The organism is Gottfriedia acidiceleris, assembly GCF_050457485.1.
Taxonomy (GTDB): Bacteria; Bacillota; Bacilli; order Bacillales; family Bacillaceae_G; genus Gottfriedia; species Gottfriedia acidiceleris_D.
This window is the reverse complement of record NZ_JBCMJM010000011.1, coordinates 168,860-179,980: the sequence shown is the minus strand read 5'-3', so window position 1 is coordinate 179,980 and position 11,121 is coordinate 168,860. Positions and strand designations below refer to the sequence as shown.

At 31.4% G+C, this 11,121-nt stretch carries 11 protein-coding genes and 1 riboswitch; of the genes, 6 read left to right on the top strand and 5 right to left on the bottom strand.

The genetic code is table 11. The features are described 5' to 3' along the window. Positions 1 to 449: 449 nt before the first annotated feature. Together ABEY15_RS13090 and ABEY15_RS13085 are read right to left on the bottom strand one after the other, a co-directional pair. Positions 450 to 1,166: a DUF3298 and DUF4163 domain-containing protein gene (locus ABEY15_RS13090; protein ID WP_429890522.1), complete on the bottom strand. Its 717-nt coding sequence runs from the start codon at positions 1,164 to 1,166 to the stop codon at positions 450 to 452. 99 nt (positions 1,167 to 1,265) lie between these two features. Next, a complete protein-coding gene (locus ABEY15_RS13085) occupies positions 1,266 to 2,369 on the bottom strand; it encodes a serine hydrolase domain-containing protein (RefSeq protein ID WP_429890521.1) in 1,104 nt (367 codons plus the stop codon). Between the two features lie 269 nt (positions 2,370 to 2,638). On the opposite strand from ABEY15_RS13085, the gene dltX reads away from it, so the two are divergent. The 6 genes from dltX to ABEY15_RS13055 all read left to right on the top strand — a co-directional run bounded on the left by dltX (position 2,639) and on the right by ABEY15_RS13055 (position 8,213). After that, the gene (dltX, locus tag ABEY15_RS13080; RefSeq protein ID WP_082459405.1) at positions 2,639 to 2,782 is read left to right on the top strand and encodes a teichoic acid D-Ala incorporation-associated protein DltX; all 144 of its coding nucleotides are present in this window, start codon (positions 2,639 to 2,641) and stop codon (positions 2,780 to 2,782) included. Between the two features lie 11 nt (positions 2,783 to 2,793). Next, entirely contained in the window at positions 2,794 to 4,311 is a 1,518-nt protein-coding gene (dltA, locus tag ABEY15_RS13075) for a D-alanine--poly(phosphoribitol) ligase subunit DltA (RefSeq protein WP_429890519.1), read from the top strand. Continuing rightward, positions 4,308 to 5,459 carry a D-alanyl-lipoteichoic acid biosynthesis protein DltB gene (dltB, locus tag ABEY15_RS13070; protein ID WP_429890518.1) on the top strand — a complete coding sequence of 384 codons (1,152 nt, stop codon included), beginning with the start codon at positions 4,308 to 4,310 and terminating at the stop codon, positions 5,457 to 5,459. The genes dltA and dltB overlap by 4 nt, the downstream gene beginning before the upstream one ends. Before the next feature lie 15 nt (positions 5,460 to 5,474). Continuing rightward, a complete protein-coding gene (dltC, locus tag ABEY15_RS13065) occupies positions 5,475 to 5,714 on the top strand; it encodes a D-alanine--poly(phosphoribitol) ligase subunit 2 (protein ID WP_429890516.1) in 240 nt (79 codons plus the stop codon). Beyond that, on the top strand, positions 5,711 to 6,928 hold the full coding sequence (gene dltD / locus ABEY15_RS13060; protein WP_429890515.1) for a D-alanyl-lipoteichoic acid biosynthesis protein DltD: 1,218 nt from the start codon (positions 5,711 to 5,713) through the stop codon (positions 6,926 to 6,928). Before dltC ends, dltD begins: the two co-directional genes overlap by 4 nt. 313 nt (positions 6,929 to 7,241) lie before the next feature. Next, positions 7,242 to 8,213: a 2-hydroxyacid dehydrogenase family protein gene (locus ABEY15_RS13055; RefSeq protein ID WP_429890513.1), complete on the top strand. Its 972-nt coding sequence runs from the start codon at positions 7,242 to 7,244 to the stop codon at positions 8,211 to 8,213. A gap of 108 nt (positions 8,214 to 8,321) precedes the next feature. Here ABEY15_RS13055 and metQ read toward each other — a convergent pair whose 3' ends face one another. From metQ to ABEY15_RS13040, 3 genes are read right to left on the bottom strand one after another with little or no spacing between them, the layout of a single operon-like run. Beyond that, positions 8,322 to 9,143, bottom strand: a complete 822-nt coding sequence (gene metQ / locus ABEY15_RS13050; RefSeq protein ID WP_429890511.1) for a methionine ABC transporter substrate-binding lipoprotein MetQ — start codon at positions 9,141 to 9,143, stop codon at positions 8,322 to 8,324. 21 nt (positions 9,144 to 9,164) lie between these two features. Further along, positions 9,165 to 9,833: a methionine ABC transporter permease gene (locus tag ABEY15_RS13045; RefSeq protein ID WP_114346906.1), complete on the bottom strand. Its 669-nt coding sequence runs from the start codon at positions 9,831 to 9,833 to the stop codon at positions 9,165 to 9,167. Between the two features lies 1 nt (position 9,834). Next, entirely contained in the window at positions 9,835 to 10,848 is a 1,014-nt protein-coding gene (locus ABEY15_RS13040) for a methionine ABC transporter ATP-binding protein (protein WP_429890509.1), read from the bottom strand. A gap of 139 nt (positions 10,849 to 10,987) precedes the next feature. After that, positions 10,988 to 11,098, bottom strand: a riboswitch (SAM riboswitch). Between the last annotated feature and the right edge of the window lie 23 nt (positions 11,099 to 11,121).

Below are 11,121 nucleotides of genomic sequence, written 5' to 3'. Positions count from 1 at the left end.
ATAAATAAATAAATAAATAAAGAAAAGAACCTTTTATATAATGAAGGTTCTTTTCTGTTTTTGAAGAAGGATTTTAGTCAATTAAATAAAGTTGTATCTGTTGATTTCCACAACAGGATGCTCGCTTTCCGCGGGGCGAGACCTGAGCCTCCTCTTCACGTTCGTTCCTGTGGGTATATGTAAATAAGGAAACTCGAACTGTAATAATGACATGATGAAATAGAGTAAAATAAACAAAACAGAAGAAATTTCATTAGAAAATCAAAAAAACAAAGTAAATCCCCTCAATTCTTGTACAAAAACATTACGTCTTGCAACATTCGCTCTAATCACCATTTCATCTAATAGGTTTACATTAAATAAAACTTATAATAATCACTTATTCTTACAAATCAGACTTTATTTAGCCTATTTGTTCACTATATTAGATTGATGTTCAAATTACATTATTATTGATAAACCTGCACAGGAATAAAGACTTCAGGCATGCCAGCAGCATATGCAGCTACTTCATATTCTTTAAAGATTAATTTAATTCCCGCATGGTCAAATGCCCATAGTCGATTTTTGTCACTTAAGTCAATTTCGTTAGGAGATTTTATTAATACATATCCTTTATATTTCTTTTGTAATTGCTGATATGCATATTCTTGTACGGATTTTGTATGTTCGTTTATTAACTTAGATAGTGGAACTACATCACCTGTTTTCACGTCAAAATTAAATGTAGTTCCCACCGTCATCCCATGTGCCCCACCTGTATATGAATACTCATTATAAATAACACTCAATTTATCAAGATTATTGTATAGTACTTTATAAGTAAAAACATATTCATAAGGTCTCCACGGTCCTTGGCTAGCATCCCATTTTGACTTAGCTTCTTTCTCGTCTTCTAATAGCTTTAAACGATTATTATTCGCTAAATCAGCACCTTGTTTTAAGATGCTATTGATCTTTTGTTGTGCAGTTAAATTAGATGCTCCGCTTATTTGTGGATACTTAATCGGCGCATCATTTAGTTTTTGTTCAGTAATTTTAATATGTCTTGTTAAAGAGTTTTCATTGATGCCGGCTTTGGTTTCCGCATTAACAATTTTAATAGAACTCAAATTAATACTGCTAGTCATTATGATTAATAAGAAATAATATAGAAACTTTTTCACTAGACTCCTCCTATTTTCTTTATCAAAAAATAGTATGAGTATCTTTTAAATTATTTATGAAATATTTTATAAGAGTCTAGATTCTATAGCTAACTGTTCTCAACTCATTTTGTTAACTAGTTTAAATAAGTTCATTGCTATCTTAAAAGTGTTTGGTGTCACCTTTTGACTATTAGAAAACACAATTACATATGTTTTTGAAACTGGATCAAATACATTCATACAATTAATTCCTGGAACTACCCCATGATTGTATAAATACTTTCCTTTATTATAAATTCCAAATGCATAATGATTTTGATACGGCTTAGTAAACTGAGTAAAACTTTTACCTATAATAAGTTTATTCGAAATAAGTGCCTCGTCCATTTTTTGTATCCCTGAAACCGTTGAATAAATATCTCCACAGCCTAATAAATAGTTAAAATTGGGGATTCGTAATTGCTTCGGATTATTTTTAGATTGAATTAATAAATAACCTAGTGCATGATTCCCTTTTTTATAAAAATTAGTACCTTGTCCAATTTCAGTCAAATTCGCTTTATCGAAAATATGTGTTTTTATATATTCTCCATAAGGAATTCCAGTAACTTTTTCAATAACGTAAGCAAGTAAAATATAATTTGTGTCATTGTAATCCCATTTGTTTAAAGGTTTATATTGAGCATTTGATTTAACTATTTCCTTTATTAAATTAGTCGATGAAATTGGATTAAATAACTCTTTTTGCTTCTTAATCCCCGAAGTATGTGAAATTAAATGAAATAATGTTAATTTTGACCCATTTGGAAAGTCTGGTATATATTTTGAAATCGGATCGTTAAACGATATTTTGCCTTTTTCTTTTAATTGCATTAACAACGTTGAAACAAAAAATTTAGAAATTGAGCCAACTGGATAATACGTATTTGGTGTGTTCTGTAACTGATTTTGGATATCTCGATAACCGTATCCTTTATTAAGGATATTTTCTTCATTCTTCCTAACAAGAACAACTCCATTAAAATGAATTTGCTGTAAGTAGCGATCAATCTCTCTAGTATTCTTATTTTGATCATTAGTAACTTTAACTTTATTCATAGTAGGGTAATTCGAAACTGTCCCTTTCGTAGCGTTTTTATTCCAGATAAAACTACAAAATGGAGACATTATTAAAACAGTTAAGAAACTAGGAATCAAGAACAAATAAATCTTTTTCATCATTTACAATCTCCCATAGAGCAGGGCCAATAGAATTTTCCCATTTCCCCATTATTTTTACTTTACCCTTATTTTTTTGTTCATTATTACTACCTTTTCCTAATTATATGAACAATCTTGTCCATTAATCTTTAGATTTTAATTAGAAAAAATTTACTTAACCTTTAATAATTTATTATCCAACTGTAATTTTAAAAGGTGTTTGGTTAATTTTTCATCTTTTTTTCGGTGTTATAATACGTCTAGCTAAAAATTAAGAAAGGTGAAAACAAATGGGTAAAATCCATATTTTCCGTTCAAAGACTTTAAGATTTTTATTTTATACTGCGTTTTATTTATCAATTTTACTTGCACTACTCTACTTATATGGATTTAAAGATTCATTTACAGGGACTTTTATATATAACGATTTTTAGGACGTGAACTGATGAAATCAATTATTGAACAAATAGATTATTGGGCAATAAACACCCCAGACACAATCGCATTTCAAAATAGCGGCGATTATTCGTTAACATATAAAACTTTAAAGCAACAATCAGATGCGATTGCTAGCTGGATGATTAAAAATAATTTTACGAATAAGCCCATTATTGTGTATGGACATATGCAGGCAGAAATGATTTCCATTTTCTTAGGAAGTGTAAAAGCAGGTTGTGCTTATATTCCCGTTGATGAGTCTATTCCTTTTGAAAGACTCAAAAAAATGATTACTAATTCTGGAGCAACTTTATTAATTACACCAAAAGATATCACTTTAGAGTTTGAATCCATTAAAATCATAAATTTTGGAGAACTACAGAAGATTGTTGATTCTACAAATCTAGTCAAATCTTTAACTGATTTCAATGTTAAAGACGATGAAACATTTTATATTATCTATACTTCTGGTAGTACTGGAGATCCAAAAGGCGTACAAATTACTGAAAATAACTTACGTAGTTTTACCAATTGGATATTGAAAGATTTTAATATACACAATGGACAACGCTTTTTGAATCAAGCTCCTTTCTCTTTTGATTTATCAGTAATGGATTTATATCCATCGCTATTATCCGGTGGCACACTCATTGCTGTTGAAAAATCTTTAATCGAGCGACCAAAAGCATTATTCGATTATTTAATGGAAAGTGAAATTGAGGTTTGGACTTCTACACCGTCATTTATAGAAATGTGTATGATGAATCCAAATTTCAGCGAATTGTTACTACCAAACTTAAAGACTTTTCTTTTCTGTGGTGAGGTACTATCGAATAATAGTGCTAAACAGCTTTTATCTAGATTTCCTAAAGCAGAGATTTATAATACTTACGGTCCAACAGAAGCAACAGTTGCTGTAACATTCGTCCAGATTACTGAGGAAGTCATAAACCAACACTCCCCATTACCGATTGGTACACCGAAAGACGATACAATCATTTACATTATGGATGAATTGGGGAACCCACTTCCAGATGGTGAAACAGGGGAAATTATTATAGCTGGTCCAAGCGTTAGTAAAGGGTATCTTAATAATCAGTTAAAAACTGATGCAGCCTACTATCAAATAAATGGCATGCGCGCCTATAAAACAGGTGATTCTGGTTACTTTGATCACGGACTATTGTTCTATAAAAGTAGGATCGATTTCCAAGTAAAGCTACATGGTTATCGGATTGAAATTGAGGACATTGAAAATAACATTAGAAGATTACCATTAGTTCATTCTGCAGTTATATTACCGGAGATGAAGGATGGTAAGTGTATAGATTTACATTGCTTAGTAGTCGTTAAAGAACACGATTTCGAAAAGGAATATCATTTAACACGTTTTTTAAAGCAAGAATTAAATAAATATATGCCGACTTATATGATTCCAAGAAAATTTAGTTATTTACAAACTTTACCAATGACAACGAACGGTAAAGTAGATCGAAAAAAATTATTGGAGCAAACTTACCAATGATTCCATACAGTAGTTTTACGTTTTTCGGTATTTTATTTGTTCTGCTAATACCAGCAGTCATATTAGGGTTTTTAGGAAGAAAATCAACTAACTACACAACATTTCTTTCTTTTGTGTTTTTATTAATAGTCTTTTCCTCTTCTAAAATACAAACCTTCTATCTAGTTGCTTATATAATTTGGATAGTTATTTTAATAAAAGGTTATAGTGTTTATCGGAAGAATGCTAACGATTCAACTGTTTATTACTTAAGTGTTTTTCTATCAATTTTACCTTTATTGATGGTAAAGGTTTCACCGCTTTTTGAAAGTACTACACTTGTAGGCTTTTTAGGAATTTCCTATTTAACATTTAAAGCAACACAAGTCATTATTGAAATTCGCGACAACAGTATAAAGGAACTAAAGATTGCTGATTTCTTGAAGTTTTTATTATTTTTTCCAACGATCTCTTCTGGACCAATTGATCGTTTTAGGAGATTTCAACAGGATTGTCAAAAAAAGTTAACGGCAATTGAATACAGGGAGTATTTTCAAATTGGTGTTCATAAAATTTTTATTGGTTTTCTCTATAAATATATAATTGGTTATTTAATTAACGTTCATATACTTGAAACACAGTTTGCATTAGGGCATACATTTGTCTCAAATCTAACGTATATGTATGCATATAGTCTGTACTTATTTTTTGATTTTGCTGGTTATAGTGCATTTGCAATCGGCGTTAGTTATTTAGTAGGAATTAAAACACCTGAAAACTTTAATATGCCATTCATTAGTCGGAATATAAAAGACTTTTGGAATCGCTGGCATATGAGCTTATCATTTTGGTTTCGTGACTATGTATATATGAGAATGGTATTCTTACTGACTAAGAAAAAAATGATTAAAAATAGAAGAAATATTTCTTATATCAGTTACACTACTTTATTTTTACTAATGGGTGCATGGCATGGGATGCAAACTAATTACCTACTTTATGGTTTATACCAAGCCATATTGATGTGTAGTTTTGATTGGTTTGAACAATTCAATAAGAAAAAAAAGATTTGGAAAAATACTAAACTGACACATGTATTAGCGGTTATTATTACATTCCATTTTATTTGTTTCGGATTTTTAATATTTTCAGGACATCTAGTTAACTAAAGGAGAATTAGTATAATGGAAAATTTAAGAGCAGAAGTTTTAAAAATTTTAGCAGATTTATGTAATACAGATGAAGTGATTGAAAACCCAGATATTCTGATTTTTGAAGAAGGATTATTAGATTCATTTGGTACAGTTAGCTTATTAGTTGAAATCGAAGAACAAATCGGTATCAACGTAACAATTTCTGACTTCGATCGTGAGGAGTGGTCAACACCAAATAAAATCATTTCGATTTTAGAGGCTAGAAAATGAAAAAAGTTCAATTTTTTGGGATGATAGCAGCTATTTTCATTTTTTTACTAGCTTTGTATCTTCCAAATTCTTTTTACGAACGATTTATTACAAAAGAACGATTAAATAATACAGCAGCATCTTTAAATCCTGAAACATTTCAAGGGACTTTACTTCAAAACAAAATGTTAAAAGACCCAAAATTTCTACCTATTTTTGGGTCGTCAGAACTTGCTAGAAGAGACCCCTTCCATCCTTCTAGATTTTTTATGGGAGAAAAAAATGAATTTACTCCCTATCTAATTGGTCGAGGGGGATCACAAAGTCTCGTTCATTTTCTTGATTTAGCATCTTTAGGTGATGGAATAAAAAATAGAAAAATTGTGTTTGTTTTATCTCCACAGTGGTTTATTCCACATGGAATTGACGATACTCATTTTTCACCTAATTATTCTGCGCTTCAAACTTATTCATTCGTTTTTAATAATACAATTGATGATTCAGTAAAAAGACAAATTGCAAAGAGACTTTTAACGCTATCAATTATCAAAAAAGACTCTTTATTAGTAACTCAACTAAAATCATTTATTTCAAATGACAAAAAAATTAAGTTCGAGGCTATGGCTGAAAAACCGTTAGCTTACACATATTTAAAAATACTTGAAAAGAAAGATCTTTTTGAGACCGTTATAATGGATCCAGATAAAAACTTCCGATTAAAAAAATCAAAATATGAAGATTTATCCTGGGATCGAGTAGCCCAAGTTGCCGATAAAATGGGCCAACGTGAATCAACTTCAAACCATTTCGGTATAAATAATAAATATTATAAAAAGCACATTCAAAACCGTCTTCTAGCATTAAAAAATTATAAACACGATAGTAACTATGGTGTATCGCCAGAATATGATGACCTTCAAATGGTATTAGCATTATTAAAAAAAGAGCACACACAAGCGTTGTTTATCTCCGTTCCAGTAAACGGACCATGGTATGATTACGCTGGTTTCCCTAAAGAAGGTCGAGAAGTTTATTACCAAAAAGTAAAAAAACAAATTGAAGATGCCGGATTCCAAGTAGCTGATTTTTCTTCACATGAATACGATGAGTTTTTCCTAAAAGATACAATTCACTTAGGCTGGAAGGGCTGGGTATATATAGATCAATCTTTAAATAAGTTTTATTTAGTAAATCGTACTCCCCTTACCGCAAGTTTAAATCATAGATATCAATGAAAAAAGCAGACTGGTGTCTGCTTTTTTTACTCTGTTGAAAAACAACCCTTTCAATTAATTATCAAATTTATAATGTTCCACTTAATTTTATTTTCCCTTTATACCGTTTTATATTTGAACACTCTGTAAAAAAGTAATATAAAATACATTTCATTATTTTGATAAATAAAAGTTAATTAAGTTTCTGAAAACACTTTAAAAATAAATATATTCTTTAAACTACCAAATACTAAATTAAACAAAAACTTGAAACTTCATTTATAATAAAAACGTTAACATTCAATCATTAAACTGTTGAAAGAAGGTTTCTAATTTGGCACATATCTTAGTAGCGGGAAAAATTCCAGAAAAGGCTGAGGAATTATTAAAAGATCATCATGTCATTGTTTATGAAAATGAGCAATTAATTACAGAAGATGAATTGTGTGAGCTTGTAGGTGGAGTAGATGCAATTTTAAGCTTACTATCCACTCCAATCACAAAAAGAGTAATTGATGCTGCTAAAAATGTAAAAATTATTGCTAATTACGGAGCGGGTTTTAATAATATCGATGTTGATTATGCAACTAGTAAGGGCATTCATGTTACAAACACTCCTCTTGTTTCTACAGATGCAACTGCAGAGTTAACTTTTGGAATTCTCTTAACTGTTTCCAGAAGAATAGTCGAAGGAGACGAACTTTGCCGTACAAAAGGTTTTGAAGGATGGGCTCCATTATTCTTTAGAGGAACAGAAGTATCAGGAAAAACTTTAGGTATTTTTGGTTTTGGAAATATTGGACAAGCAGTTGCTAAACGAGCTAGGGCGTTTAATATGAATATTATTTATCATCAACCAAGAAGATTAAGTAATGAACTTGAACAAGAATTAAATGCCACTTACGTATCAATGGATGAATTTTTACAGACTTCAGACTATATTACCCTTCATTGTCCTTACAAACCTGAACTACACCATTTATTTGGAAAAGAAGAGTTTCACAAGATGAAAGATACTGCGTTTTTTATCAATGCAGCTAGAGGTCCTTTAGCGAACGAACAGGAATTAGTAGCCGCATTAAAGGAAGGTGTTATTGCTGGTGCTGCCCTAGATGTATTTGAATTCGAACCAAAAATAACAGAAGAACTAAAATCACTTTCAAATGTTGTATTAACACCTCATATCGGTAATGCAACATTTGAAACTCGTGATGCTATGTCAGAAATAGCAGCTAAAAATATTATTGAGGTTATGGCTGAACGACCACCAATCTCATCTGTAAATCAAATCCTTGTGAATAATTAAAAATAAAAAGGGGGTGTTTCATAAGTTAGTTACACTAACTTATGAAACACCCTTTTTTATTATTCGGGGTACATTTCAAAAGCACTTGGGATCCCCTCTCTTTTCTTATTATTGACTTACAGGTACTACTGCACCTTTGTATTTTTTAATGATGAAATCTTGAATTTCTTTAGAGTGTAAAACTTTTACAAGCTCTTTGATTTCTTTTTTATCTTTGTCACCTTTACGAACAGCGATAATGTTTACATATGGAGATTCTTTACCTTCTAAAGCAATAGCATCCTTCATTGGGTTTAACCCAGCATCAATCGCGTAGTTTGTGTTAATTAAAACTGCATCGCCTTCATTGTTTTGATAAACTTTTGGAAGCATTCCAGCGTCTACATCAGCTTGGAATTTTAAGTGTTTTGGATTCTCAGCAATGTCTTTAATTTGAGCTGTAGTTGGATCAATTCCAGATTTAAGTTTAATTAAACCTTCTTGTTGTAATAAGCTTAACATACGACCATGGTCAGCTACTGAGCTACTCATGATAATTTTAGCTCCATCTGGTAGATCATCTAAGTTCTTATATTTTTTAGAGTAAACTCCGATTGGCTCGATGTGGATCCCACCAGCGTTTTCAAATTTATAACCATTTTCTTTCATTTGAGACTCTAAATATGGAATGTGTTGGAAATAGTTTGCATCTAATTCTTTTGAAGCTAATGCTTTATTTGGTAGTACATAATCTTGGAATTTAACAATCTTTAAGTTAATTCCCTCTTTTTTAAGAAGCGGTTTAGCTTGTTCTAAAATAACTGCGTGCGGTACATTTGATGCACCAACAACTAATTCTTTATTTTTATCTTCTCCACCTTTATTACATGCTGCTAAAGATAATGCTAAAACACCTGCTCCTAATATGCCTACGATTTTTTTGAATTTCACTGTCAGTTCCTCCCTTATATGTTAAGCTCTTTTATCTATTTTTGTTGTTACTAAATCACCAATAAATTGAAGAATGAATACGATTAATAAAATAATTACTGTCGCAACAAGAGTAACTTGGTTATTAGAACGTTGGTATCCTTCCATAAATGCTAAGTTTCCAAGTCCACCACCACCTACTACACCAGCCATTGCTGTATAACCAACAATTGCGATTGTTGTAACAGTTAAACCTGAAATAATAGCTGGTAATGCTTCTGGTATTAATACTTTTACGATGATTGTAAATGTACTAGCTCCCATTGCTCTTGCAGCTTCGATTACACCTTTATCAATTTCACGTAATCCGATTTCGACCATTCTTGCATAGAATGGTGCAGCCCCGATAATTAATGCAGGTAATGCTGCTTTTGCTCCGAGCATAGATCCAAGTATAAAGATCGTAAATGGAATTAATAGAATAATTAAAATGATAAACGGTATTGAACGAAAAATATTTACAAACGCTGCTAGGATTGTATTAAAAAATTTATTTTCAAGTAATTGGTCTTTACTAGTTAAAAATAAGAATAAACCTATTATTAGTCCAAAAATGAACGTTGCAAGCGCAGCTATAACTGTCATGAATAATGTTTCTTGAGTAGCTAAAAGCATTGCATCCCAATCAACATTCGGAAAAAGTTGTGTCATCTTATGCTACCTCCACTTCAACTTGTTTTGATTCTAAGTAAGCAATTGCCTCTTTGATGTTATTTATGTCTCCAACAAGTTGAATCTTCATTGTCCCATAAGAGCCTTCAGCAGTTTGAACAATTTTTCCTTGCAAAATGTTAATCTCAATGTCAAAGTGCTTAACTACTTCTGAAATATGCGGCTGATCTGCTTGACCATTTTTAAAGGTTAGCTTGTAAGTATTATCCTTTCCATCTCCATCAGAAATTACTTCACTGTCTAATTCTTCATCATTGCCTTTGATTTGCGTCACAAATTTCTTTGTAATTGCTTGTTTAGGACGAGTAAATACATCAACAACATGGCCTTCTTCTACTACATTTCCGTTTTCCATTACAGCTACTCGTTGGCATATCTTTTGAATAACATGCATTTCATGAGTTATCAGGATAATTGTAATACCAAGCTGTTTATTAATATTTGTCAGTAAAGCTAATATTGAATCTGTTGTTTCTGGATCTAATGCAGAAGTCGCTTCATCACATAAAAGTACATCTGGGTTATTAGCAAGTGCTCTTGCAATTCCAACACGTTGCTTTTGACCCCCACTAAGTTCAGAAGGATAAGCATTTTCTCTACCTTCAAGACCTACAAGTTTAATTAATTCTTTCGCACGATCAATGCTTTCCTTTTTTGGAACTCTAGCAATTTCAAGTGGGAAAAGTATATTTTCTAATACTGTTCTCGACCACAATAAATTAAAATGCTGAAAAATCATTCCTATTTTCTGTCTTGCTTTTCTTAACTCACTAGATGAACATTTAGAAATCGATTGTCCATTAATAATTACTTCACCTGATGTAGGTGACTCAAGTCCATTTAGCATACGTAATAGCGTACTTTTCCCTGCGCCGCTATATCCGATCATGCCAAAAATTTCACCTGCTTCAATCGTTAACGAAACATTTTGCACTGCGGTAACTGAGCCCTTTTTACCTTTGTATGTTTTACTTACATTATTTATTTGAATCATACACTTGATCTCCTTTCAAAACATTCTAACAACTTATCTTTCAATTTTTTGTAAGTAAGTACTTTTTTAGTCGTATAAAACAAAAAAACCTTTCAACTCACATGAGCAGAAAGGTTTAACATACAAAAAGTATTCCTTTCTCTCATCTCTCAAAGCATTTGCTTTGCAGGAATTAGCACCATTTCAATGACGATCATTGACGGTTGCTGGGTTTCACAGGGCACAGTCCCTCCACCTCTCTCGATAAGAGTTAACTTACGATCTATTAAGTTG

What these genes read in the sequence shown, in the direction of transcription:
- ABEY15_RS13085 (WP_429890521.1), bottom strand. Translation starts at nt 2,369, where the DNA reads ATGATGAAAAAGATTTATTTGTTCTTGATTCCTAGTTTCTTAACTGTT.
- dltX (WP_082459405.1), top strand. Translation starts at nt 2,639, where the DNA reads ATGGGTAAAATCCATATTTTCCGTTCAAAGACTTTAAGATTTTTATTT.
- dltA (WP_429890519.1), top strand. Translation starts at nt 2,794, where the DNA reads ATGAAATCAATTATTGAACAAATAGATTATTGGGCAATAAACACCCCA.
- dltB (WP_429890518.1), top strand. Translation starts at nt 4,308, where the DNA reads ATGATTCCATACAGTAGTTTTACGTTTTTCGGTATTTTATTTGTTCTG.
- dltC (WP_429890516.1), top strand. Translation starts at nt 5,475, where the DNA reads ATGGAAAATTTAAGAGCAGAAGTTTTAAAAATTTTAGCAGATTTATGT.
- dltD (WP_429890515.1), top strand. Translation starts at nt 5,711, where the DNA reads ATGAAAAAAGTTCAATTTTTTGGGATGATAGCAGCTATTTTCATTTTT.
- ABEY15_RS13045 (WP_114346906.1), bottom strand. Translation starts at nt 9,833, where the DNA reads ATGACACAACTTTTTCCGAATGTTGATTGGGATGCAATGCTTTTAGCT.
- ABEY15_RS13040 (WP_429890509.1), bottom strand. Translation starts at nt 10,848, where the DNA reads ATGATTCAAATAAATAATGTAAGTAAAACATACAAAGGTAAAAAGGGC.